Origin of the sequence: Sphingomonas montana (assembly GCF_001956315.1) — a bacterium.
Taxonomy (GTDB): Bacteria; Pseudomonadota; Alphaproteobacteria; order Sphingomonadales; family Sphingomonadaceae; genus Sphingomonas_R; species Sphingomonas_R montana.
In genome coordinates this window covers 380378-405133 of the sequence record NZ_KV887144.1, presented here as the reverse complement: position 1 = coordinate 405133, position 24756 = coordinate 380378, and the positions used below count along the sequence as shown (strand labels likewise).

The window sequence follows — 24756 nt, the reverse complement described above, 5'->3', positions numbered from 1 at the left end:
AAGGACCGCACCATGACCGAACCTGTGAAGGTCGTCGCTTTTCTCACCGCGCGGCCCGCTGCCGCCGACCGGCTGCGCACCCTGCTCGACGGCATGCTCGCCCCCAGTCGGGCGGAGCCCGGCAACCTGCGCTACGATCTCTGGCAGGATCACAGCGAACCCGGCCGCTTCTTCCTGGACGAACTCTATCGCGATGCAGACGCGGTCGCCGCACATCGCGCGACGCCACATTTCCAGGCCTATCTCGCCGCGATCAACGACCTTGCGGAGCGGACGGCGTACGTCCTTGCTCCCGTATCGACCGGTTGACGACGATCCGCGGACTTGGGAGCGCCGAGATTATCGGGAACACTCCGGCCCCGCTTTTTACCGTCGCCGCGGGTCTAGGCGCGAACGACCGATCGGTGTAATCGAACGCAGAGGTCTTTGACCGAGCGTTCTGCGCGGGCGGAAGCCATGAGTTCTGGAGTAAACGACATACCACGCAAGCCCAATTATGATTTCGAACGCCGCGAGCGCGAGAAGACCAAGCTGGCCGAGTCCGCGAAGAAGGCCCAGGCCAAATCGGACAAGCGCGCGGCCGAACAGGGGACGCAGGACCCGGACCAGCCAGGCGAACCGGACGTCCGCTGAGGCAATGCCGGCAACGCCCGCTCCCGCCGTTGCAGGACCGGGCTGGAGGTTCTTCCTTGGCGAGCAACCCCTGTCGAGCGGCGGCACGGTCGCCAGCCTGTCCAGATCATTTCGGTTCACTTCGGGAAGGGCATTCTCTCGGGGCAGGGTTCGAGGGATCGACCGCGTCCTCCTCACCTGTCCGGAACGGAGCAGAAGACCGACCTAAGGCGGGCGACTGGCAAACCGTTCCCGCGCGGCCGCCCGGATGCATTGTCGGGGCCGTGATAATGCAGGGCGAGCGGGATCTGATCCCGGGGCCAACGGCTGCGAAGGCCAGCGCGGGGAGATGCCGAGAATGGCGGGACCGTGGCAGTTCGCCGCTCTCGCTGGGCAAATCGGAGGAGATGACAGTTGGCAGACGTTAATTTGCGGGTCCTTGAGTCCGAGCGTAAACGGCTATGGGCCGAATGCCGTCTGAAAGGGCTTGGGAGCGGCACGCCTCAGCGCCTCAGGATCGACGAAATCGATATGCTGCTGGCTGCGAACCAGCCAGACCGGCCAAAATCCGCTCGCTGACCGTAATCCCGGTAGAACGCGGACCAACGCCGACCCCCCCGGGGACTGCAACGCGGGTACGGATGCCGGCAAACAGTTCAGCTGGCACCATGGTCACGGCGCCACGGCAACCACGCCATGCCACCCAGAATGACGGTTGCGCCGATCAGGAGGCCTCAGAGCAAAGCATGCCGTCCGCTGCCGCTGTCACCCATCGGATGCAGCGCGACGACGGCGTTTTGCGCGGCACCGCCGGTCGTGGCGACGGCCAGCGTGCCGTCTTCGGCCTGCGTCATCAGACTGGCGAGTGGCAGGTAGGCGGGGCTTGTGGCCGCCCGCCCGGCAGCCAACACGTACGGCGGCGTGCCGACCGCCAGGAACACGATCTCCCGCCGGGCCAGACCGAATATGATCGCGGGGGCGGCCGAGAAACCGGTGGAGCGCGGGTCGGCTTCGATCCGCAGCATGGGGTAGGGCCGGTCGCCGAGCGGGATGTCGCCGGTGGCACGTCCGACGGCCCGGCGGGCCGCGGTACCTGCGGCCAGCACTGTCCAGGGCTGCTCGCGATCGGTGCGGCCGAGGATCCGGACCGGAACGATCCTTTCCCCGCCCGTCGGGACGACACGGATGGTGGACGGGGGACCGCGAACGGCGGCGCGAATTCGAGGATGCGGGCGTCGGTCGGCGCCGGTGCCGCCGCCCCGATCACGACACCCATAGTCGTGCTTTCGTCCCGTGTGACAAGCGTCGCGCCCCGGATTGTAACGGGTGAAAGGAGCCGAGATGCCCCGCGCCATGTGACACGCAGATAGTGGCTGCGCAGCGTCGCATTGCCGAGCGGCAGGACAGGCTGGCCTATTCCTAAGACCATCAACGCTCCCCAGTTCTGCCGCACCAATTCGATGTTCATGCAGCACGCCGAATAGATGGTCGACAGGTGATCTAATCAGGCTCGATAACCAGAGCCGTCCTCGCACAATCGCTTAGCTAGGTGACGCCAGTCGAGTATGCGACCGCAGCGGTCATATCGCCGCGGCATGAGCTCCGGATATGCACCCTTTGGCCGGATTAGAAACCGAGAACCCCATGTTCGGCGCCAGACCGTAGCTCCAACTGGAGGAAGCGGGGGTCACGTCATGACACGCCCGCAAATCGCTCATCGCATTTTTGCGATCGACGCTCCGAGGTCACGGCGTGTTGCAGGTCTTGCTCACTGACGCACCCGTCTGAACGAGACCGCAGAACCAAACCGCAATCGCGTCGCTTGGCGAGACGCGTCCGCAGCGAAACGACATCTCCGCCAAGGGCCTGCTGGTTCGTTGCGAAATTTTCGCCCTACATTTGCATCCTCATTCGTAAAGCGGTTTGCGGCAGTCGACCGCGAACGTCTTGCGCCGTCTGGCGAGCGGGGCGGGGCAGTCACGTGTCGCCGACGTGGAGAGGGGGGTGATCCCATGCTGTGACTGGCTGGGCCAGAAATACGCGTGGCACGGCGTTGACCGGCGCTACCGGCATCGACAGGATCGTCCGCGAGGTTCCGGTGAAGTCTTTCCGAGCGCGGGCATACCGGGCCGGCGTGCTGGCACCGGGGCCGCTTTTTTTAACGGGAGAGGATCCTCATGATGATCGGCATGGACCGCCGCCATATGATTCTTGGCATTGGCGCGTGCGCCGGTGCCGTGGCGCTGGCCGGGCCCGCGCCGGCGTTTGGCCGGGGGGACCCGGTCGCGCCGTTCCGCACACCGTATAAATATCCCAGGCTGGTGCTGGCCGCATCGGGCACGAAAGGCCGGTTCGACGAACGATCCGTCGATTGTCCCTTCGTCTTCAGCGCGAACGGGCGTTTCTACATGAGCTATGTCGGATGGGACGGCACCGGCTACCAGACCGGCCTCGCGGAATCGCGTGATCTGCTGAACTGGACGCGGACCGCGCTGATCCTGCCGCGCGATCCGGCGTCGCCGGTGACGCGTTTCAACATCGCATCGGCTTCGATCCTGCGCGAGAATGGACTGACTTCGCCCGGGCGGCTGATAAAGGTCGATGGCCGTTATGTCTGCGCCTGGCATGCCTATCCAAGTGCGGGCTATGAGGAAGGGCCCGCCGTCATCGGCCTGGCGTGGAGCGACGACCTGATCCACTGGCGGCGCGAAGACCCCTGCCTGTACCCGGCCGACGGCGCAGCATGGGAACGCGGCGGCCTGTACAAGCCGTATCTCGTCAAGCACGGCGATACGTACCTGATGTACTATAACGCGAAGACGACGGGCACCCCTTGGCACGAACAGACCGGCGTGGCGATATCGCGCGACCTGAAGAACTGGACGCGTCATCCGGGCAACCCGATCCTGAAGAACGGGCCGGCCGGCAGTTGGGACGATCGGTTCGCCAGCGATCCGGTGGTGGTCGAGCATGACGGCCGCTGGGCGATGTTCTATTTCGGCCTGTCGAGCGACCGCAAGGCGCGCGACTTGCTGGCGATCGGGCCGACCCCGCTGGAGTTCGACAAGGTGCCGGAGATCCTGGTCGATACGGGCCGGCCGGGCAGCGTGGACGATACCTATGCCCACAAGCCCACGGTCATCTATCACGACGGTGCGCTGTACCATTTCTACTGTGCGGTTGCGGGCAAATATCCGAACGAGACGCGGGGTATCGCCCTTGCGCGGTCGCGGCCCTGGAGAAGCTGACGTCTGATAACTGCGCCCGAGGCCAGTGCCCCAACATCGGGTCAATAATAATATTATAGACTAACCGTCGAGGCGGAGGCAGGTTCTGCCGCCCGGGTCGGTCCGGGCGGGAGAGTATGATGCGGGACTATGGCGCGGTCAGCAGGCGGGGCGCGATGGCGGCGATCGGCGGCGTCGCAGGCGTTGCCGTGCTGCCGCTCGACGATGCGGTCAGCGCCGCCCCTTCCGGGGTGCGCGCAACGCGATTGCGGACCGAGTGGCGCGACGCACCGACCGGGATCGATACGGCACGGCCACGTTTCACCTGGCAGGTCGAAGGGCCGGACACGATGCGCGGGGCGTGCCAGACGGCATCCCGCGTCCGGCTGGCGTCGAACCCCGAACGCGCGGCGCGCGGCGAAGGCGATGTGTGGGACAGCGGCTGGCAGGCCGGGTCGCGACCGGCGATGCAGCCGGACCGGGCGTTGCCGCTGCGATCGCACATGCCCTACTGGTGGACGGTGATGGTGCGCGACCAGAACGGCGTGGACCGTCCCGCATCGCCGCCCGTACGCTTCGTCACCGCGATGCTGCCGGACGACCCGTGGGGCGCGGAATGGATCGCGGCGCGTGCCGACCGGGCGCGGGGCGCGCATGTCCGCGGGTTCGATCGGTCGCCGGCGGTGACGGGCGATGCCGCGGTACTGCCGATCTTCCGCCGGGACGTCGCGCTGCGCGGCCGTCCGCGTCGCGCGATCGTGTCGATCGTGGGGCTGGGGCAGCATCTGCTGACCATCAACGGCGCGCCGGTCGCGCGGACGCTGCTCGATCCCGGCTGGACCGACTACGCCAGGACCATCCTCTATACGACGCACGACGTGACCGACCTGATGGGGGATGGCGTCAACCGGCTGGGCGTGATGCTGGGCAACGGCATGTACAATGTCGAACGCGGGGTCGGCCGCTACACGAAGTTCGTCGACAGTTACGGCCAACCCAAATTGCTCCTGCGGTTGGACATCGTGGCGGCGGACGGCACGGCGCAGCGGATCGTGAGCGATGCCGCGTGGGATACCGCGCCCGGCCCGATCCTCTTCTCGTCCATCTATGGCGGCGAGGATGTCGATGGCCGGCGCGAACAGCCCGGCTGGGACCGGCCCGGCGCGGGCGGTGCGGGCTGGCGCCCGGCGCTGGTCGTCGGATCGCCGGGGGGCGTGCTGAAGGCGCAGGGGGTGCCGGGGATCGGGGTTGCGGAGACGATCGCGCCGGTCACGGTCACCGAGCCGAAGCCGGGCGTGTACGTCTATGATTTCGGCCGCAACATGTCCGCGCGCGCAGACGTGGCGATACGCGGTGCCGCCGGTGCGCGCGTGCGCCTCTCGCCCGGCGAGACCCTCGGTGCCGATGGTATGGTAAGCCAGCGCAGCTACAATGCGAAGCCGGGCAACGCGGTGTTCTTCGACTATATCCTGGCCGGGCGCGGCACGGAGCGGTTCTGCCCGCGCTTCAGCTATCAGGGGATGCGGTACGTGCAGGTCGATCGCACCGCGGCCGACGACGGGACGCTGCCGGTCATGACGGCGATGGCGGCACAGTTCATCCATGCCGGGCTGGACCGGGTCGGCGATTTCGACAGCAGCGACCGGTTGTTCGTCGCAACCCACAAACTGATCGACCAAGCGGTCCGCAGCAATGCGTTCAGCGTGCTGACCGATTGCCCGCACCGCGAAAAGCTGGGCTGGCTGGAACAGACATATCTGAACGCCGTGACGATCCTGTATAATCGCGACGCGGTAACGCTGTACGAGAAGATGACGCGCGATATCGCCGATGCGCAGGCGGCGGACGGCATGGTGCCGGGCATCGCGCCGGAATATGTCGCCTTTCTCAATGGCGACGGGTCGGACGCGATCTGGCGCAACTCGCCCGAATGGGGGATCGCCGCGGTCCTCAGCCCATGGGCGATCTTCCGCGCCTATGGCGACGCGACGATCCTGCATGCGGGATACCCGGCGGCGGTGCGGTATCTCGACTATCTCGCGACGCGTGCGCAGGGGGAGATCGTCGATTTCGGCATGGGCGACTGGTACGATATCGGCCCGAAGGATCCGGGACCGTCGCAGCTGACCAGTCGCGCGCTGACCGGCACCGCGGTCTACCATGAAGGATTGGTCGCGATGGCGCGGATCGCCGCGACGATCGGCCGGCCGGCGTCGGACGTCGCGCTGTACCGGCGGCGTGCAGCGGCGGTGGCGGCTGCGTTCGACCGCCGTTTTTGGGATGCCGGGCGGCAGCGTTACGATACGGGCAGCCAGACCGCCTGCGCGATGCCGCTGGCGATCGGGCTGGTGCCGGCGGCGCGGCGGGCGGCCGTGCTGGACGCGCTGGTCGCCGCGGTGCGGGCGACGGGCAATGCGGTGACCGCGGGCGACGTGGGTTTCCACTATGTGGTGCGGGCGCTGGCCGAAAACGGTCGGAACGACGTGCTGTTCGACATGATGTCGGTGACCGACCGGCCGAGCTACGGCTATCAGATCGCGCGGGGCGCGACGGCGCTGGCGGAGGCGTGGGATGCCAATCCGACCAAGTCACTGAACCATTTCATGCTCGGGCATGGCGAGGGCTGGCTCTACGGCTGGCTGGGCGGGGTGCGGATCGATTTCGCGGCGGACGGTGCGCAGGCGATCCGGGTCGCGCCCGAACCGGTCGGCGACGTACGCTCGGTCGCGGTCGCCTATCGTTCCGTCCTGGGCCCGGTCGCTTCGTCCTGGCGGCGCACCGGCGGCGTGCTGCGGCTCGACGTGACGATTCCGTCCGGGCCGGGCGGGGTGGTGCGGGTGCCGACGCCGCGGCCCGACCGCGTCATGGAAGGGCGATCCGCCGCGCCGCGCGCTGCCGGGGTGCGGACCGCCCGCACGGTGGCGGACGGGCTGGAACTGGTCGTCGCGCCGGGTCGCTACCGCTTCGTCGCGCCCGCCTGATCCAGCGCGACGACGGCAATGCCGTGCGCGGGTAGCGTCGTACCGGCCAGATCGCCGGCGATGGCACGCGCGCCGACGGGCAGCGGCAGGGTGGCGGGCACTACGCCGTGATTGATGACCACCAGCAGGCGCCGGCCGGCACCGCGGCGTTCCGCGACCTCGACATCCGGCCCGACGCCGGGAAGAATGGGCGCGACCGCCGCCTGCCTCAGCAGCCCGTCGGCCAGCCGCGTCATCGCCGCCGGATCGAGCCAGGCGCCGACATAGGTGATGCGGCCCTTGCCGACCCGCCGGGTCACGGCCGCGGGTCGCCCGTCCAACCAACCGTTGGACGGGCCGTAGCGGGCGATCACCGCGACGTCCGGAGCGGTCGGCTTCAGCGTTTCGGCCCAGATCGTCGCCGTCGCATCGCCGTAGGTACCATTGATCGGCACGGCGGCGTCCAGCGCATAATATTGATCGACGGTCGCGCCCAGCAACCCGGCGAGCGGCCCCGGCTGGCGTTGCGGCCAAAGCGCGTTGGCATCGTCCTTCATCCCCGACCGCGGGCCGAGCACCAGATGCCCGCCGCCGCGCACATAGGCCGTCAGCCGGTCCGCCTCGGGCCGGGTCAGCACGTTCAGCGCAGGTGCCACGACGAGCGGATAGACGGCGAGATCGGCATCGACGGGCAGGACATGCACCCCCTGCGATGCGATCCGCAGCGGCCGATACCAGGCGACGAACTGCTTGATCGGATCGAAATCACGGCTGTGGCGCTGGAGGTCGATCGCCCAGCGGCTGTCGTAGGAATAGATCATCGCCACCTTCGCCACCGGCGCGGTGCCGGTCAGCGCAGGCGCGGCGGCGGACAGGTCCGCGCCCAACCGCCGAACCTCGTCATAGATCGGGAAGGGTTGGCCATCGGGGCCGAGCAGCGCGCCATGATATTGTTCCTGACCGTTCAGCGCGCTGCGCCAGGCCCAGTACAGGACGGCGTCCGCCCCGTGGCCGATCGCCTGCCAGGCCAGTTCGCGTGTCTGGCCCGCGTCGAGCGAACGGTTGAGCGGCACCCAGTCCACGCGGGCCGGCTGCGTTTCCATCAGCCAGAAATTGCGCTGCTTGTAGCCGCGGACGAGATCGTGATTGGCACCGTTCGCCACCCAGTCGGGCCGGCCGTCCGGGATATAGTTGTCCCACGCGGCCAGATCGAGATCGCGGTGCATGGCGAAATGATCGAAACCGGCATTCCAGAACATCGTGTTGGTCGTGACGAACTGACGTTTGTCGGCCACCGCGCGGATCGCCCCCGCTTGCGCCTGGACGTAGTCGACCCAGGTGTCCGTCTGGAAATGCTTGAAATCCAGCAGCAGGCCCGGATTCTGCTGGCCCGTCTGGCGGAGCGGCACCTGATCGAACGTATCGTAATGCTGGCTCCAATATTGCGTGGACCAGCGATCGTTCAGCACCGCGATCGTCCCGTAGCGGCGTTGCAGGAACGCGGCCCAGCGGACTTTTGCCTCATTATCGAAGGAGGGCGGTCCGACCTCGTTGTCGATCTGCCACCCGATCACGCGCGGATCGCGGCCGTACCGCCGCGCCATTTCGGTGGCGATGCGTGTTGCGAAACCGCGATACCGGGCGCTGGCGAACGAGAAGTGCCGGCGGCCGCCATGTTCGGCGCGACGGCCTTCCTCGTCGACGCGCAGGATGTCGGGGTAGCGCTGACTCATCCAGGCCGGCGGCGCGGCGGTCGGGGTGCCGAGCACGACGACCATGCCGGCCTTCGTCGCCGCGGCGATCGCGCGGTCTAGCCACGCGAAATCGAACTGTCCTTCCGCCGGCTCCATCCGGCTCCAGGCGAATTCGGCGATGCGCACGGTATTGAACCCGGCCGCCTTCATCAGAGCAAGGTCGACGTCCCAGCGCGCCTCCGGCCATTGTTCGGGATACCATGCCGTTCCGAACGCGAAACCGGGGCCGACCTGTGCCGTCGTGGCCACAGTCGGGGCAACGGGCGCGGCGGTGGTCGCGGCGGTGGTCGCCGGGACGGTCCCGAGCGCGATCGATGCCGACATGGCCGTTGCAATCAACAGTTTCACGGCTCTCTCCCAATTATATTATGATATGTCTTATGGTCTTGTTAGAGCATGCGCAACAAGACGCAAAGACAGAGGATGACCCGCGTGGCGCACGAGATCGATCGACGCGAGCTTTTGACGGCGATCGGGGGCGGGGCGGCATTGGTGCCGGCGGCAAGCGGCTATTGGGGGCTTGCCGCGGCGCGGCCGCCGGGTGCCGCGTCCCGCACCGCCATGACCGGTGCGACGACGTTGACGGATTTGGCGCGCGCGCTTGCGGACCCGCCGGTCGAGGCGCGCCCCGGCGTGTACTGGTACTGGATGGGCGGCAGTGTCACGAAGGCCGGGATCACGGCCGACCTGACGGCCATGAAGGACGCCGGCATTTCCACGGCGGTGATGTTCAGCATCGGCAAGAGCGGCAAGACCCCGCTCGTCGTGCCGCCGGCCAACGCGCTGACCGACACCTGGTGGGCGATGGTGGAACATGCCGCGGCGGAGGCCGACCGGATCGGCATGACGCTGGCGATGAACATGTGCGACGGATGGGCGACGGCGAGCGGGCCGTGGATCACGCCCGACCTGTCGATGCAGCACCTGATCTGGGGCGAGGTGCGCGTCGATGGCGGGCGGACGACCGATATCCTGCTGCCCCGCGGCCCGGTGAAGCGCGACTATCACCGCGACGTGGCGGTGCTGGCCGTGCCATGGCCGGCCGCGTGGGACGAGACGAGCGTCACGCGCCGGGCAACCGCCAAGGTCAGCGGTGCGCCGGTCGATGCCGCCCGCCTGCTCGATCCCGACCATGACGGCGCGACGATCGAGACGGATACCGCGGTCACGATCACGATGACGTTCGATCGGCCCTTCACGCTGCGCAGCGTGACGATCCGCACGCCGAAGTCGCCGACCGGCTATGCCCCCGGCGTCAATCGCGCGGCGAACAGCCTGTGGGTCGAGGCGAGCGACGACGGGGCGACGTTCCGACCGGTCGGGCGGCTCGATTACCCCGATCATGGCTGGCAGACCGACCTGACCACGCTGACCCATGCCGTGCCGGAAACGCGCGCGCGGATCTTCCGGCTGGTCCACCGGCCGGAGGGGCCGTTCACCTATGCCGAGGACAGCGATTTCGGGCAGGATACGACGTTGCGGCTGTCGAGCGTCGTCCTGTCCGCGGCGCCGCAGGTCCACCATCTGCCGGTCAAGTCCGGCGCGGCGTGGGGACGGAGCCGCCGGATGGATGCGGCCGATCTGCCGGCGGCTGCGTGCGTGCCCGCGATCGCCATCGTCGATGTCGCCGCCGCGATGGACCAGGACGGCCGGCTGCGCTGGCAAGCCCCGCGCGGGCGCTGGCGCATCCTGCGGATCGGCATGACAACCACCGGCAAGACCAATGCCGCCGCGGGGCTGGGCGAAGGACTGGAATGCGACCGGTTCAATCCGGTTGCCGCTAAACTCCAGTTCGACAGCTGGTTCGGCCGGACGCTCGACCGGATCGGTCCGCGCGCCGGCCGGATCCTGAAGACGGTGCATGTCGACAGCTGGGAGGCGGGGACGCAGAATTGGGGGCCGACTCTTGCCGCGGGCTTCCGCGAACGGCGCGGCTATGATCCGCTGCGCTGGATCGCGGCGATGGCGGGCGTGCCGGTCGATAGCGCCGACATGACGGAACGCTTCCTGTTCGACGTGCGCCGGACGGTGGCCGACCTGACCGGTGCGCATTTCTACGCGGTGGTGCGCGACGCCGCGCATGCCCGCGGCTGCACGTTCAGCGGGGAGCCGCCGAGCCCGACATTCCTGGCGGACGGGCTGGACTATGCGCGCGACGTCGACATGCCGATGGGCGAATTCTGGGTCGATACCCCGCGCAACGACAAGCCGAACGACATCCGCGATGCGGTGTCGGGCGCCGCGATCTACGGCAAGCGGGTGGTGGGCGCGGAAAGCTTCACGCAGGGCCGGATGACGTGGCGCGAACATCCCTATGTCTGGAAGGCGCTGGGCGACCATGTGTTTTGCGAGGGGGTGAACCGGCTGATGCTGCACGTCTGGTCGCAGCAGCCCTGGCCCGATCGCGCGCCGGGCATGACGTTGAACGGTATCGGATCGCATTTCGCCGCGCAGCAGAGCTGGTGGACGCCGGGGCGGGCGTGGTTCGACTATCTGATCCGCTGCCAGACGCTTTTGCAGCAGGGCGTGCGCGCCGCCGATATCGCTTGCTTCATCGGCGAGGATATTCCGACGCGGGCACTTTTGCCCGGTCGGGTCCACCCGGAACTGCCGGCGGGTCATGCCTATGATTCGATCAATCGCGATGCCCTGCTGCGGCTGGCGCGGGTCGAGGACGGCACCATCGTGCTGCCGGGTGGCGCGCGGTACCGCATGCTGCTCTTGCCGGGCGACGCGCGGATGACGCCGGAACTGACGGCGAAGGTGGCCGAACTGGTACGCGCCGGGGCGACCGTTCACGGCCGGCGACCGGATGCCTCGCCGAGCCTGACCGGCGGCAGCGCGGCCGATGCGGCGGTCCGCCGATCGGCGGCAGGCTGGTCCACGCCCGGCGACCTGGGGCCGTTGCTGGCGCGGATCGGGCTGACGCCCGCGGTGATGATCATGGGGGCGGGGGCCGCGGGGATCGAGTGGGTCCACCGGCGCGGTCCCGGCTGGGAAATGCTGTTCCTGAGCAACCAGCGCGATGCGGCGGCGGACATCGTCGTCGGGCTGCGCGGCAAGGGGTTGGCGCCCGAGGCATGGTATCCGGACTGCGGCGCGATCGTCCCGCTTGGCCGCTGGGTGGCACAGGACGGGCGGATCGACGTGCCGCTGACGCTCGATCCGCGCGGGTCGCTGTTCCTGCTGTTCGCGCCTGCGCGGGACGCGCGGCCGGTGGTTGCCGTCACGCCCACGACGGACGCGCCGCGCTTCGTGCGGCAGGCAGGCGGCGTCGCCGCGGTCGTGCGGACGAGCGGGCGCTGGACCGCCCGCCGCGGCGATGCGAGCAGCCCGATCGCGGTCACCTTGCCGCCGGCGCAGGTCGTTCCCGGTCCGTGGACCGTCCGGTTCGCCGAACATATCGCGACGCCGAAGACGATCCGGTTGTACCGTCTCGCGTCATGGAGCGACCATCCCGATCCCGACATCCGTTTCTATTCGGGGGTCGCCGTCTATACGACGCGCATCGTCCTGCCGACGACGGGGCCGGGCGACCGGCTGCTGATCGATCTGGGGGATGTCGCCAGCCTCGCCACCGTCCTGATCGACGGACGGGAGATCGCGACGGCGTGGAAGCCGCCGTTCGTCGTGGCCCTGCCCGATGGCATCGGGCGACGGGTGCGGCTGGAGATCCGCGTCGCCAACACCTGGCGCAACCGCCTGATCGGGGACCATGGCAAGCCGCCGGCCGAACGGCAGAGCTTCGTCGTGCCGATGCTGCGCAAGGGGCAGGAATGGTTGCCTGGCGCGGCGGGCGAAACCCCCGATCCGGCCGGGCTGCTCGGCCCGGTGCGGATCCTGACCGAACGCACCGTCCTGCTGTGATGCGATCCGCGGCGATCGATCAGCGCGTGAACAGCGCCGGATCGATCGCGGCGGCCATCGCGGCATAGCCGGCATCGTTGGGGTGCAGATGATCGCCGGGATGAAACGCGGCGCGGATGCGGCTGGGGTCGGCCGGATCGACAACGACGCGGTCGAAATCGATCACGCCGTCGAACGCGCCGCCGGTGCGGATCCAGCGGTTGACCGCCTGCCGCGTCACTTCGCCCGCCGGGGTGAAGTAGGCGGCGCCGCGATAGGGGGTCAGCGTCGCGCCGATGATCCGCAGGCCGGCGGCATGCGCCCGTGCGATCGCCTGGCCGTAGGCGGCGATCAGTTCGGCCGCCGATACGGGGGCGCCGGTCTTCTCACCATTGCCGATGTCGTTGATGCCCTCCATCAGGATGACGTGCGTCGCGCCGGGCACCGCCAGCACGTCGCGGTCGAACCGGGCAAGCAGGTTGGGGCCTGCCCCGTCGCGCAGGACGCGATTGCCGCTGATCCCGGCGTTGACGATGACCGGACGGTGTTTCGCGGGGCGCGCGGCAAACCGTTCCGCCAGCCGGTCGGGCCAGCCGCGGAACGTGCCGGGCGTCGAACCGGCCCCTTCGGTGATGGAATCACCGATCGCGACGATCAGCGGGCCATCGGTGGCCTGATTCAACTCGAGCGCCGCCACGATGGCGGGTGCGCGGGCCGTGACCGCGTTCGCCAGCGTCGCGGCGCTGCCCTGATCGCCCGGCCCCACGGCGACGCGTAGCAGATGCGCGACGGGTGTTGCGCGATCGCGGTAGACGACCGATATCGCCAGCCGATCGAGCGGTGCCACCGGCAAGGCAAACGCATCGCTGACGAGCGGGGCGCCAGCCGGGATGTCGGCCCCGGCCGCCGTAGCGAAGGTCACCGCGCGGTCGCTGCCCGCGATCGTTCGGCCGTCCGCATCGAGCTTCGCCACATGGACGGCCGCGAACCGCACCGCCGTGCCGCCGAGTTCGTTGCTGAGCCGCAACCGCAGTCGCGTGCCGCCCGTCGCGACGCGGATCGTCTGGCGCACCGTCTGGCGTTCGAACACGCGCAGGTCGTCGGGCACCAGGACCGGGGTCGTCGGGAAGGGGGCGGCCATCCAGGCCGTGCGCCACGCCGCCGCAGCCGGGGTCGAAAGGCTGAGCATCGCGCCCAGCGTCAGATGGAACCCGAGCCGGCGCATCAGCGGCCCCCTGCGAAGGTCAGTTTCAACGCATAGGGCATGGTCCCGCCGGGATCGGACGGCAGCGTCACGGCCAGGCCCCGGGCCGTCTGTTCCCAGCGGACGGGGGCTGCCGTGCCGAGCAGCGTCACCGCGGCGATCGGACGGGCGAGATAGGGGGTGCCGGTGTACAGCGTCTTGACGAGGACCCGGCCGTCGGCCGGCCGTTCCAGCCCCAGCGCGTAGAGCGTGTCGCCCTTCGTCGTGAAACGGATGTCCGCGGTCGACCAGGTCCTGTTCGGATTCTCCTTCTTCTCGCCGGTCACCGTGACGGACGGGCCTTCGCCGAAATATTTCCACGGGCGGGTGCCGTAGATGGCCTCGCCATTGGTGCCGAGCCATGCGCCCATGCCGCGCAGCACGGTCTGGATTTCGTCCGGGATCGTCCCGTCCGCCTTCGGCCCGACGTTCAGCAACAGGTTGCCGTTCTTCGACACGACGTCGATCATGTCGGCGATCAGCGACTTCGGCGTGCGGTAATTGTCGTCCTGCGCATAGCCCCAGCTCTTGATGCTGACCGACGTGTCGGTCTGCCACGGCAGCAGGCGGAGCGCGTCCAGCTTGCCGCGTTCGACATCGAACAGCGCGGCACCGGCCGGGAAATTTTCGCCCTTGTACGCGATCGCCGGCCCCTGGCCACGCCGCTTGGCCTCATTGTAATAATAAGCGGACAGGCGGCGCAGATAGGGTTCGAACGCGGGCGCGCTAGTCCACCAGTCGAGGTAGATCATCTCGGGCTGATATTTGTCGACCATCTCCGTCGTGCGGGCGAGCCAGTCGTCGAGGAACGGCTTGTCGGGTGGGAACCAGTTTTCGAGATGGGCCGGATCGGGCTCGCTTGCCGGATTGTCCGCGGGCAGGGTGCGCGGGGCCGCCGGACCATAGAGCGCGGCGTAGCGCGGGTCGCCCACGTCGCCGGTCGCGCGGCCTTCATTATACCACCACCAATGTTCCGCGCGGTGCGACGACAGGCCGAAATGCATGCCCTTCGCCCGCGCGGCGGTCATGAGTTCACCCGCAACGTCGCGCTTCGGACCCATCTCGGCGGCATTCCACGGCGTCATCTTCGAGGCGTACATCGCGAAGCCGTCGCAATGTTCGCCGACGGGCACGACGTAGCGCGCCCCGGCCTGCTGGAACAGTGCGATCCATTGTGCGGGATCGAACCGTTCGGCCTTGAATTGCGGAATGAAGTCCTTGTACCCGAACTTGTCCTGCGCGCCGAACACGTTGCGGTGATAGGTGAACGCCGGGCTGCGCTTGTCGTACATGTTGCGCGAATACCATTCGCTGGCAAAACCGGGCACTGAGTAGGGGCCCCAGTGGATGAAAATTCCGAACTTCGCATCGCGGAACCATTCCGGCACAGTAAACGCGGCCAGCGATTTCCAGTCCGGCTTGAAGGGCCCGCGCTTCGTTCCGGCTTCGACTGTCGCGAGTTGGCGGGCGACCGCGTCCGGACGGTAGCCGCCGTCATAAGTCGCGGGCAGGGCGGGCAATGGCGTGATCGGCGGTGCAGTCGATGTCTGCGCCGCGATCGGCGCAGCGCTGCCCAGCAGGACGGTCAGCATGATGGTGGCCTTCATGGCTCTCTCCCCTTTTCGTGTTGTTCGTCGGTCAGCGGTCGAGCACGGCGACGCCGCGCGCGGGCAGGGTCAGCGCCGAAACGCTGCCACCGTTCAGCACGTCGCGCATCGCCATCGGCAAGGTAACGGGTTGCGGCGTCCGGCCATGATTGACCAGGATGGTGACGGTGCGGCCCTTGCCCGTGCGGATCATCCGTTCGACGCCGGCCGGGACGGCAAAGTCGGGCGTCACCGCCGCCTCCGCCATCCGCGCCGCGACGAAGCGGTCCATCGACGCCGGATCGAGCAGCGCACCCAGATAGGTGATCCGCCCCTTGCCATAAGGCCGGCTGACCGCCGCGGGCTGTCCGTCGATCCAGCCGTTCGCCTTGCCGTAGCGCAACGGGACGGTGGCGTCGGGCGCCCGGGTGGCCAGCTGTTCCGCCCAGATCGATGCGGTGCCGCCGCCGACCGGTACGGTTTCGTCCAGCGCGTAGAATTGCTCGACCCGGCCGCCCAGCATTTCGGTGAGCGGACCCGGCTGGCGGTGCGGATCGAGCCGGTTATATTCGTCCTTCATGCCGCTGCGCGGCCCCAGCACCAAGTGACCGCCGGCGCGGACATAGGCCGCCAGATGCCGGCCGAGCGCCGCCGGGATCATGTTGAGGCTTGGCGCGAACACCAGCCGGTAGCGGTCGAGTGGACCGGCGGCCGACACAATGTCCACCGCGCCCAGCCGGTCCTTGAGCGGGCGATAGGTGTCGAGCAGCACCTTGATCTGGTCGTATTCCCTGTTGTGCAGCTGGAAATCGATCGCCCAGCGGCTGTCGTAATCCTGCAGGATCGCGACCTGTGAAACCGGTTCCGTGCCGGCCAGCGCCGCGGACGCCTTCGCGAAATCGCGGCCGATTTCCTGCGCCTCGGTATAGAAGGGGATCGGTTCGCCATCGGCGCCGACCAGCGCGCCATGATATTGTTCCTGCCCGTTGGGGGCGCTGCGCCATTGCCAGTACAACAGCGCATCCGCACCGTGGCCGACCATGTGCCACGCCATGGCGCGCGATTCACCGCGGTCGAGCATGTTCGACACGCCGGCCCAGTTCACGAAGCCGGGCTGCGCCTCCATCACCCAGAAATTACGGCGTTTCCACCCGCGCGCCAGATCGTGCGTGGCCCCGTTGCGATAGGGTTCCAGATGGCCGGTACCGACATAATTGTCCCACGACGCGAGATCCAGATCGCGGTTGATGGCATAACGATCGAACCGGTTGGCCCAGCCGAGCCCGCCCAGATTGGTGGTGATGAACATGTGCGGTGCAACGCCCGCGCGCAGGGCATCGACCTGCACCTTCTGGAAATCGACCCAGGTGTCGGTGATGAACCGTTTCTGGTCGATCATCCAGCCGGGGTTGCCCGCGACACTGCTGTACGGGACCTGATCCCAGGCGGAATAGGTCTGCGACCAGTAGGATGTCGTCCACGCGTCGTTGAGCGCGTCCAGCGTCTTGTACTTGGCCGCGAGCCAGCGATGCCACGCGGCTCGGGCGGCCGGATCGTAGCTTTCGTCGGTATATTCGTTGCCGATCTGCCAGCCAACGACGTTCGGTTCGCGGCCGAGCTTCGCAGCCATCGCGGCGACGACGCGGCGCGACAGGTCGCGGTAGCGCGGGCTGGAAATCGAGAATTGCCGACGGCCGCCGTGGATCGCCGGCTTGCCGTCGCTGTCGACGCGCAGCGTGTCGGGGTAGCGCGTCGTCAGCCAGGCCGGGGGCGTGTCGGTCGGCGTCCCGATCACGACCTTGATATCGTACCGCGCCGCCAGCCGGACCGCGCGGACGAGCCAGTCGAGGTCATATTGCCCCTCCGCCGGCTCCATCCGGCTCCAGGCGAATTCGCCGATGCGCACGACGTTGGCGCCCTGCGCCTTCATCAGGGCGAGATCGCGCGGCCAGCGCTCTTCCGGCCATTGTTCGGGATACCAGGCCGATCCGAACCATAATTTGTCGGACTGGACCTGGTGCGCGGCGGCGGGCGCGGACGGCGCGGCGGCGGCGGGTGCGCCGAGCAGGAGCGCGCAGGTGGCGAGGAGCGTGATCCTCACAGCGTCCACCCGCCGTCGATCACATGCGCCTGTCCGGTAGTGTAGGTGGCACCCGCCAGATAGACGGCAAGGTCCGCGATCTCCTCCGCCGTGCCGAGCCGGCCGATCGGCTGGCGCGCAAGGAACGCGGCGCGCCGGTCTTCCCCGCCCTCCGTCAGGCGGTCCTGCAGGGACGGCGTGTCCACAGTGCCGGGACATATCGCGTTGCAGCGGACGTTGTGCGTCACATAATCGGCAGCGATCGACTTTGTGAGGCCCAGGACTGCTGCCTTGGTGACGGTATAGGCGAAACGATTGGGGACGCCCTTCATGCTGGAGGCGACCGACGACATGTTGACGATCGCCCCGTCACGCCGCTCGATCATGCCCGGCAGCACCGCGCGTGCTATCCGCACCATCGCCTTGACGTTCAGTTCCCAGGCAAAGTCGAGCTGATCATCGTCGCTGTTCAGCAGCGTACCGTCGTGGACGACGCCCGCGCAGTTGAACAGGATATCGATCTGCGGCTCCGCATCGACCAGCCGTTCGACCGCGGCATCGTCCAGCACGTTCAGCCGCGCCGTGGTGATGCCCGCCATGCCGGCCAGCGTGGCGAGCTTGTCCTCCGCGATATCGGTGGCGATCACGCGTGCGCCCGTCGCGGCGAAGGCAATCGCGGCGGCCCGGCCGATGCCTTGCCCGGCGGCGGTGATGAGGACGGTACGGCCGGTCAGGTCCGTCATGTCAGTCTCCAGTCGGTAGGGAAGGGATCGGTTCGCCCGGTCGGTCGGCGGCGCGGTAACAGGCCTCGACCAGCGCCATCGTGCGCCAGCCGTCCTCGACCCCGGTGGCGAGCACGTCGTCCTCGCCTGCGGCGAAGCGTTGCAGGTTCGCCATCGGGCCGATGAACGCATCCGGGAACCACGCGCCGGACAGCGGCACCCGCGCGAACGGACCGCCGCGGGGGGCGAGCCACAGTTCGTCGGGTTCGCCCTGCGGATAGTCGAGCAGCACGCCGAGCTTCGCCACGGCGGCGCCGGCGTCGCCTTCGACCCGGAAGCTGGCCTGCTGGAACCGGCGTCCGAAATCATGATGATGGTTGATCGACAGCAGCACGCGTAGTTCGGGGCCGTAATCGAGGATCGCGGACGTGCGGGTCTGGGCGAGGTCACTGGACGGATGGCCCATCGTGCGCGCGAACACGCCGCGCGGTTCGCCGGCGATCGCGCGGATCGCATCGAGATAATGGATGGAGTGCGAGACGATCTCGACACGCGGATTGGGTTTCAGGTGCGGGAACAGGCCCCACGGCGTAACCAGGTTCACGTCGATCACGATCTCGGTCAACCGACCCAGCCGCCCGCGTGCGACGGCATCGGCGATCGCCAGCATCATCGCGGAATAGCGCAGCTGGAAGTTGACCGCCGCGGTCAGCCCGCGCGCGCGACACAGATGGAGAATCGCTGTCGCGTCGGTCAGGTCCAGCCCCATCGGCTTCTGCAACAGGACGGTGGCCCCCGGCGGCAGCGCGGACAGGATCGCACGGTGCGCGTGCGGCGGGGCGGCCACGTCGAACACGGCGTCCTGTTCGGCGGCCTCCGCGAGCGAGCCGAACACGCGCGGGATCGACCAGGTTCGGGCTAGCGCCGCCGCGCGGGCCGGATCTCGGTCGTAGAGTCCCGCGACCGGCAGTCCGGCGCGCGCATAGGCCGGCAGATGCGCGTCGGCAACGATGCCGCCGGTTCCGACGACGACGATCGGTTTCGGCGACGTCGGCAGCGGCCAGGTCTGGCGGAGCGGGCTCAGCATAGCCGTTCCGCCCGCGCCTGTGCGTCCGTCAAGAGCGTTTCGGTCGCGACGTCGCCGGTGGTGGCCGCGGTGACGAGGTCGTCGACGATGTGGCTGATCTCCGCCAGTCGCGGATGATGGGGCATCGCGCGGGCATGGTCGTGCAGCCAGTCGAGCCGGTGCGCATAGGGCACGCGGCGGTTGACCTCCGCATCGGCCCAGGTCGACCGGCGACAGCCGATGGCACCTTCCAGCGTGGTGATGCGGTCCATGTCCGCGCGGGCGCAGTGACGCAGGAAATCCCAGGCCAGCGCCTTGTTGCGGGATCCGGCCGCGATCGCCAGCACCCAGAAGACGTTAAGCGAAACGCTCGACCCGCCCGGCCCGGCCGGCAGCGGCGCGACGTCGATCAGGCCGCGGACCGGGCTGTCGTCCGCCTCGCCCAGTGCGGCGAAACCGAACCAGTTCGCCATCAACGCGACCTTGCCCGCGCAGAACCGCAGCCCCGTCGCGACGCTGTCCAGCGCGGCGCAGTCCGGGTCCACCGCACCGCCATCCCGCGCCAGCGTGCGGATGAAGTCCAGTCCGGCCGTGGCGTGCGGCCCCGTGAAGCAGGGGCGCCCTGCCGCGTCGAACGGTTCGCCGCCGCGGGTCCAGATCTGGATGCAGAAATCGTAGAAGCTGTTGTGCCCGTCCGGGAACAGCGCCAGCGTGGTCCCCGCAATGCCGCGGTCCGGGGCATGGATCGCACGCGCGGCGGCATGGAACGCGTCCCACGTTCGCGGCACGGCGATCCCGGCGGCGTCCAGCAGGTCGCGGCGGTAGATCAGGCATTCCGGCCCGTCATGGTAGGGCATGCCCCAATAGCCGCCGGCAAAGCACTGGAGGCCGGTCAGCGACGCGCTCCAGCCGTCAGGGAAATCCGGGACGGGGGCGCGATCGAGCCAGGGATCGAGATTTTCGACCAGCCCGCCCGCCTGCGCCTCCGCCAGCCAGTCGGTCGCCAGGAACGCGATGTCGAACGATCCGTCGCAGAGGCCACCGGCCGTGAACAGCGCATGATGCAGCGGGTTGAGGTCCAGCGGCTGCGCATCGATTACGGCGTCCGCGCCGGTCGCCGTGACGAAGTCCGCGAACTGGCGGGTGATCGCCCGGACGAACGGATCGAAGCGGCGGACCGCGATGCGCAGGGTTGTGGTCATGCCGGCGGTGTCCGTGCGATCAGCCCGGCGCGGTGCGCGATCGCGGCGGCGCAGGTGGCGAGCGGGCGAGTGAACGATTCGATATCGGACGGCATGTCGGTTTCGATCAACCGCGCGATCGTCAGCGCGGCGTTGACCGCCGACCCGTGCCCGCCGACCAGCACGCCGATATCGGCCCCGCCGACGAAGCGTTCGCCGGTGCTGTGATGGAACCCCGTACGGCGGATCATGTCCAGCTGCTGCACGAAACCGGAGCGGCGGGTTTCGTCCGCATTCGCCCAGTCGGCCTGGTCGGCAAGCGTGTCGGCCAGCGCCTCGGGTTCGAGCCCGGCCAGCAGCAGGCGGCCGGACGTCGTGCGCATCGGCGGATGCTGCGACCCGACCTCGACCGACAGGCGGAAGGCGCGTGGGCTTTCCTCCTGCGACAGCACCAGCACCGATCCGCGGTGCAGCACGCTCAGGTGGCAGCTTTCGCGCACCTCGTCCGCCAGCGCACGCATCAGCGGACGCGCGGCGCGCAACAGCGCCTCATGCGGGGAGTGGATGCGCGACAGTTCGAACAGCCGCAGCGACAGCACATAGCCGTTCGATCCGGCATCACGGTGCAGATAACCGCGCCCTTCGAGGCAGGTCAGCATCCGGAACAGCTCGCCCGGTTGCCGGTTCAGGGCGCGCGCGACGTGCGCCTGCGTGACCGGCACCGCCTGTTCGGCGAGATATTCGAGGATATCGAGCCCCTTTTCGAGCGCGGGGACGGAGTAGCGCAGCCGCTTCTCCTCGGTTTCGGGGGTGACGTCTGCGATCATAGGGCTGCTCCAGCAGCACGGCGGGGGCCGCGCCCGCCCACCGTGTAGATCGCGGCCGCCGCGATCACGACGATTCCCTCGATCATCCCCTGATAGTTCGCGCCGAGATTGAGGATGTTGAAACCGTTGGTCAGCGTGAACAGGATGAGCGCGCCCGTCACCGTCTTGACCACGCTGCCCGCCCCGCCGAACAGCGACGTGCCGCCGAGGATCGCCGCCGCGATGACGGTCAGTTCGGATCCCTGCAGCGCGGTCGGGTTGACCGCGCCCAGCCGGCAGCCGAACAGCACGCCGGCAAACCCCGCGGCCAGCCCCGACACCACGAACGCGCCGATCTTGTAGGCGCGCACGTCGATGCCCGACAGGCGCGCCGCCTCCGCATTGCCGCCGACCGCGTAGAGCCGCCGACCGGTGACCGTGCGGGCAAGTACGAACCAGGCCGCGGTCGTGACGATCGCGAGGTACAGGACGGGCGGCGCGACGGTGAAGTCGCGCCCCAGAAACAGCGCGAGCAGCAGCACGGCCAGCGCGGCGATGGCCGGACCGACGCGACGCGCCCGGATGAAGGCGAGGCAGGCCCGGACCGCCAGCAGCGCCGCGACGACCAGCAGTGCGCCGAACAGCGGAATGCGGCTGCTCTCGAAGGCCAGCATGCGGGCGAGCGTGTCGCCATTCTCGACCATCAGCGACCGACCGTCGGTCAGCACCAGCACGAGCCCGCGGACTGCGGTGAGCGTGCCGAGCGTCACGATGAAGGCATTGATGCCCAGGAAGTTGACGATCGCGCCGTTGAGCAGCCCGACCGCCGCCGCGGTCGCCAGCGCGGCACCGGCGGCGGGCACGAAGCCGATGCCGTCCGCCAGTCCGACCAGGATCGCGGCAGCCAGCGCCGCGACGGAGCCCACGCTCAGGTCGAACGCGCCGGTGATCAGCACGACCGTCATCGCGACGCCCATGATGCCGACCAGCGACGCCTGGTACAGGATGTTCCCTAGATTGGCGGGCGACAGGTAGCCGGGCCGGCCCGCGGCGTTCGCGACGAGCGCCAGTACGATCAGCAGCAGCAGCAGCGCATAATAGACGCCCGCATCGCGCAGGCCGAGGCCCGTCCGCCAGGTTGGGCTCGCCGGCTTGGTCCATATCGTCATGCGGCCTGCTCCACTGTCGGCAATGTGCCCCCGGCAAGGAGGATCAGCCCCTGTTCGTCGATGTCGCCTGCGCGCCGTTCCGCCACGATCCGGCCGTCGCGCATCACCAGGATGCGGTCGCAGATCGCGATCAGTTCGGAAAATTCCGACGAGACTAGGAGCACGGGCAGCCCGTCGTCCGCGAACGACTGGATCAGCTGCAGGATGTCGGTACGTGCGCCAATGTCGATCCCGGCGGTCGGTTCGTCCAGCAGCAGCAGGCGGGTCCGTTCACCCAGCCATTTGGCGATGACCACCTTCTGCGCGTTGCCGCCGGACAGGTCGGTGACGATCGTGTCGGCATCCGGCGTACGGATCGCCAGCCGGGCGATCGCCGCGTCGGCCGCGCCGCGTTCGGCGGCGGGATCGAGCAGCCAGCTGCCTGCGCCGACGTGCGGCAGGCCGATATTCTTCCAGATCTCGAACTGCGGGATATAGCCTTGTGCGGCGCGATCCTCCGGCACCAGCGCGATCCCGGCCGCCACCGCTTCCTCCGGTGACGGCCCGACCGGTTGGCCGTGCAGCTGGACGTTGCCCGTCTGGACCGGATGCGCGCCGAAGATGGCGTGCAGCAATTCGCTGCGTCCCGAGCCGAGCAGCCCGGCGATGCCGACGATCTCGCCCGCGGCGACGGTGATGTCGGTGGCGCCGAGCCGGCCGGGGACGGAGAGACCCGTCGCGACCAGCGCCGGCGCGCCGATCCAGCGGTCTGCCGTGCGCGACAGGGCGGTCACGCTGCGTCCGGCGATGGCGGCGGCAATGGCGGCCTCGTCCAACGTCGCCGTCTCCGCGTTCAGCGCCACGCGCCCGTCCCGCAGCACGGTAACCTCGTCAGTCAGGCTGACGATTTCGTCCAGGAAGTGCGAGATGAACAGGATGGCGCGCTGTTCGGCATGCGCCAGCATCCGGACGATGCGGTAGACTGTCTCGCGCTCGTGCCCGGCCAGCGATGCGGTCGGTTCGTCCATGACGATCAGGTCCGCCCCGCTGGCCAGCGCCTGGACGATCGCCACCATCTGGCGTGCGCCGATCGGCAGGTCGCCGACCAGCGCGTCGAGGTCGAGTTCATGGCCGACGCGCGCCAGCAGGGCGGCCACCTCGGCCCGCTGGTCGCGCCGGTCGCGTCGCCAGCCACCGCGATCGAGCAGAATATTCTCGAGCACGGACAGCGTCGGCACCAGCGGTACATGCTGGTAGATCGTGGCGATCCCGGCGGCGCGGGCGCGGGCGGGGCCGGTCCATCGTGCCGACGCACCGCGCCACGTGACCGTCCCGCCGCTGGCCGGCAGAGCGCCGCTCAGGATCTTCACCAGCGTCGACTTGCCCGCGCCGTTCGCGCCGAGCAGGCCGTGGACCCGCCCGGCCCGCAAGGCGAGATCGACGCCGTGCAGCGCGATCGTACCGTTGGGAAACGTCTTGGCGACGCCCTGCGCCAGCAGCAGCGGGGTCACCATTGTCCGACGCACCGGTCGATCGTCGCGCGCGTGACGGCGGGCAGCGGGTAGGTGAGGAAGCGCCGGGCCGGCGGACCGCCGCGCGCATCGGCCAGCGCGTGGAAGGCGAGCGCGCCCAATGCTTCAGGCTTGAAGCAGACGGTGCCCTGCGCGGCGCCCGCCTTGATCGATGCGATCGCCAGCTTCGATCCGCCGACGCCGATGAGCTTCGCCGGGGACTGTGCCGCGCGGACCGCGCGTGCACAGCCGACCAGCATGTCGTCCGCCTCGTTGAAGAACAGGTCGATGCCGGGACGGGCGGTCAGAATGTTCTGGCACGCGGCCTCGCCCTTCTCGGACGTCCAGTTGCCCGGTTGCGACGCAACGATCGCATAGCGTGCGCCGCTTTCGTCCAGACCCTGGCGGAAGCCGCGCGCGCGCTGTTCGACTTCGGGGAAACCGGCCGCGCCCTCAATGATCGCGATCGCCGCCGGGCGGTCGGCGGGCAGCAGGGTCGCCGCCAGCCGGCCGGCCGCGCGTCCGGCCTCGACCTCGTCCTGCGTGGCGAGCGCGGACAGGCCCGGATATACATTGCGGATCGCGCGGCGGCGCGGATCGCCGACCTGCGCCGCGACGGCGGCGATCGGCATGCCGGCGCGCGCCGCCCGATCGACCCAGGTCTGCGCGACGACCGAGTCGAGCGGCATCAGCGCGATACCGTGGACCCGCTGGACCATCAGATCCTCGATATCGTTCGCCTGTTTCTGCACGTCGCCGCGCGCGTCCAGCACTACCGCCTCCGCCCCGGCGGCGTGGGCCGCGTCGCTGAACCCCTTGGCCACCGCAGCGGCGAAGGGATAGCTCAGCCCGACGCTGGACAGGCCGTAGCGCGGCCGTTCCGTACCGGTCGTCGGCGCCGCGAAGAAAGGCGTCGTCGCACGCACGCGGGTCGCCATCCCCGTCACCGACGCGGCCGCGACCAGCGCGACTGCACCAGCCAGGACGAGCCGCACCGGATGGCGCACGCGCATG

17 protein-coding genes are annotated in these 24756 nt (G+C 68.9%); 5 read left to right on the top strand and 12 right to left on the bottom strand.

Translation table 11 applies throughout. The features are described from left to right. Positions 1-12 precede the first annotated feature (12 nt). Positions 13-309, top strand: a complete 297-nt coding sequence (locus BKY59_RS06425; RefSeq protein ID WP_076069645.1) for a putative quinol monooxygenase — start codon at positions 13-15, stop codon at positions 307-309. A 147-nt stretch (positions 310-456) separates the two neighbouring features. Then, positions 457-633, top strand: coding sequence for a hypothetical protein (locus BKY59_RS17620; protein WP_165374794.1), 177 nt, complete (start codon positions 457-459; stop codon positions 631-633). Positions 634-1346: 713 nt separating this feature from the next. Here the strand turns inward: BKY59_RS17620 and BKY59_RS06420 are convergent. Beyond that, the gene (locus tag BKY59_RS06420) at positions 1347-1967 is read right to left on the bottom strand and encodes a DUF3999 family protein (RefSeq protein WP_076069642.1); all 621 of its coding nucleotides are present in this window, start codon (positions 1965-1967) and stop codon (positions 1347-1349) included. A gap of 822 nt (positions 1968-2789) precedes the next feature. On the opposite strand from BKY59_RS06420, the gene BKY59_RS06415 reads away from it, so the two are divergent. Further along, positions 2790-3860: a glycoside hydrolase family protein gene (locus BKY59_RS06415; RefSeq protein ID WP_083671916.1), complete on the top strand. Its 1071-nt coding sequence runs from the start codon at positions 2790-2792 to the stop codon at positions 3858-3860. A gap of 116 nt (positions 3861-3976) precedes the next feature. Beyond that, the gene (locus BKY59_RS06410; protein WP_076069638.1) at positions 3977-6820 is read left to right on the top strand and encodes a family 78 glycoside hydrolase catalytic domain; all 2844 of its coding nucleotides are present in this window, start codon (positions 3977-3979) and stop codon (positions 6818-6820) included. Here BKY59_RS06410 and BKY59_RS06405 read toward each other — a convergent pair. Continuing rightward, on the bottom strand, positions 6796-8901 hold the full coding sequence (locus BKY59_RS06405) for a beta-galactosidase (protein ID WP_240499984.1): 2106 nt from the start codon (positions 8899-8901) through the stop codon (positions 6796-6798). The genes BKY59_RS06410 and BKY59_RS06405 overlap by 25 nt on opposite strands. Positions 8902-8985: 84 nt before the next feature. Between BKY59_RS06405 and BKY59_RS06400 the strand changes: the two genes are divergently transcribed. Beyond that, a complete protein-coding gene (locus tag BKY59_RS06400) occupies positions 8986-12420 on the top strand; it encodes a glycosyl hydrolase (protein WP_165374801.1) in 3435 nt (1144 codons plus the stop codon). Positions 12421-12439: 19 nt separating this feature from the next. Here BKY59_RS06400 and BKY59_RS06395 read toward each other — a convergent pair whose 3' ends face one another. Genes BKY59_RS06395 through BKY59_RS06350 form a run of 10 tightly spaced genes read right to left on the bottom strand, consistent with a single transcriptional unit; the run spans position 12440 to position 24755 of the window. Continuing rightward, entirely contained in the window at positions 12440-13624 is a 1185-nt protein-coding gene (locus BKY59_RS06395; RefSeq protein WP_076069632.1) for an SGNH/GDSL hydrolase family protein, read from the bottom strand. Further along, complete coding sequence (locus BKY59_RS06390; protein WP_240499983.1) at positions 13624-15249, bottom strand: alpha-L-fucosidase; 1626 nt, start codon at positions 15247-15249, stop codon at positions 13624-13626. Before BKY59_RS06390 ends, BKY59_RS06395 begins: the two co-directional genes overlap by 1 nt. Positions 15250-15280: 31 nt before the next feature. After that, a complete protein-coding gene (locus BKY59_RS06385; RefSeq protein ID WP_240499982.1) occupies positions 15281-17329 on the bottom strand; it encodes a beta-galactosidase in 2049 nt (682 codons plus the stop codon). Continuing rightward, positions 17326-18051 (bottom strand): SDR family oxidoreductase, encoded by a 726-nt coding sequence (locus BKY59_RS06380; protein WP_076069626.1) that lies wholly within the window; start codon positions 18049-18051, stop codon positions 17326-17328. Before BKY59_RS06380 ends, BKY59_RS06385 begins: the two co-directional genes overlap by 4 nt. 1 nt (position 18052) lies before the next feature. Next, the gene (locus BKY59_RS06375) at positions 18053-19117 is read right to left on the bottom strand and encodes a Gfo/Idh/MocA family protein (protein WP_076069623.1); all 1065 of its coding nucleotides are present in this window, start codon (positions 19115-19117) and stop codon (positions 18053-18055) included. Further along, positions 19111-20298, bottom strand: coding sequence for an extracellular solute-binding protein (locus BKY59_RS06370; protein ID WP_076069620.1), 1188 nt, complete (start codon positions 20296-20298; stop codon positions 19111-19113). The genes BKY59_RS06375 and BKY59_RS06370 overlap by 7 nt, the downstream gene beginning before the upstream one ends. Further along, the gene (locus BKY59_RS06365) at positions 20295-21104 is read right to left on the bottom strand and encodes an IclR family transcriptional regulator (protein WP_076069616.1); all 810 of its coding nucleotides are present in this window, start codon (positions 21102-21104) and stop codon (positions 20295-20297) included. The genes BKY59_RS06370 and BKY59_RS06365 overlap by 4 nt, the downstream gene beginning before the upstream one ends. Further along, entirely contained in the window at positions 21101-22252 is a 1152-nt protein-coding gene (locus tag BKY59_RS06360; protein ID WP_076069613.1) for an ABC transporter permease, read from the bottom strand. The genes BKY59_RS06365 and BKY59_RS06360 overlap by 4 nt, the downstream gene beginning before the upstream one ends. Beyond that, a complete protein-coding gene (locus BKY59_RS06355) occupies positions 22249-23745 on the bottom strand; it encodes a sugar ABC transporter ATP-binding protein (RefSeq protein ID WP_076069610.1) in 1497 nt (498 codons plus the stop codon). Before BKY59_RS06355 ends, BKY59_RS06360 begins: the two co-directional genes overlap by 4 nt. After that, positions 23739-24755, bottom strand: a complete 1017-nt coding sequence (locus BKY59_RS06350) for a sugar ABC transporter substrate-binding protein (protein ID WP_076069607.1) — start codon at positions 24753-24755, stop codon at positions 23739-23741. Before BKY59_RS06350 ends, BKY59_RS06355 begins: the two co-directional genes overlap by 7 nt. Between the last annotated feature and the right edge of the window lies 1 nt (position 24756).

Excerpts from the sequence above, each read along its gene's own strand:
- BKY59_RS06425 (WP_076069645.1), top strand. The coding sequence starts at position 13 with ATGACCGAACCTGTGAAGGTCGTCGCTTTTCTCACCGCGCGGCCCGCT.
- BKY59_RS17620 (WP_165374794.1), top strand. The coding sequence starts at position 457 with ATGAGTTCTGGAGTAAACGACATACCACGCAAGCCCAATTATGATTTC.
- BKY59_RS06420 (WP_076069642.1), bottom strand. The coding sequence starts at position 1,967 with ATGGCGCGGGGCATCTCGGCTCCTTTCACCCGTTACAATCCGGGGCGC.
- BKY59_RS06415 (WP_083671916.1), top strand. The coding sequence starts at position 2,790 with ATGATGATCGGCATGGACCGCCGCCATATGATTCTTGGCATTGGCGCG.
- BKY59_RS06410 (WP_076069638.1), top strand. The coding sequence starts at position 3,977 with ATGATGCGGGACTATGGCGCGGTCAGCAGGCGGGGCGCGATGGCGGCG.
- BKY59_RS06395 (WP_076069632.1), bottom strand. The coding sequence starts at position 13,624 with ATGCGCCGGCTCGGGTTCCATCTGACGCTGGGCGCGATGCTCAGCCTT.
- BKY59_RS06390 (WP_240499983.1), bottom strand. The coding sequence starts at position 15,249 with ATGAAGGCCACCATCATGCTGACCGTCCTGCTGGGCAGCGCTGCGCCG.
- BKY59_RS06380 (WP_076069626.1), bottom strand. The coding sequence starts at position 18,051 with ATGACGGACCTGACCGGCCGTACCGTCCTCATCACCGCCGCCGGGCAA.
- BKY59_RS06375 (WP_076069623.1), bottom strand. The coding sequence starts at position 19,117 with ATGCTGAGCCCGCTCCGCCAGACCTGGCCGCTGCCGACGTCGCCGAAA.
- BKY59_RS06370 (WP_076069620.1), bottom strand. The coding sequence starts at position 20,298 with ATGACCACAACCCTGCGCATCGCGGTCCGCCGCTTCGATCCGTTCGTC.
- BKY59_RS06365 (WP_076069616.1), bottom strand. The coding sequence starts at position 21,104 with ATGATCGCAGACGTCACCCCCGAAACCGAGGAGAAGCGGCTGCGCTAC.
- BKY59_RS06360 (WP_076069613.1), bottom strand. The coding sequence starts at position 22,252 with ATGACGATATGGACCAAGCCGGCGAGCCCAACCTGGCGGACGGGCCTC.
- BKY59_RS06355 (WP_076069610.1), bottom strand. The coding sequence starts at position 23,745 with ATGGTGACCCCGCTGCTGCTGGCGCAGGGCGTCGCCAAGACGTTTCCC.
- BKY59_RS06350 (WP_076069607.1), bottom strand. The coding sequence starts at position 24,755 with ATGCGCGTGCGCCATCCGGTGCGGCTCGTCCTGGCTGGTGCAGTCGCG.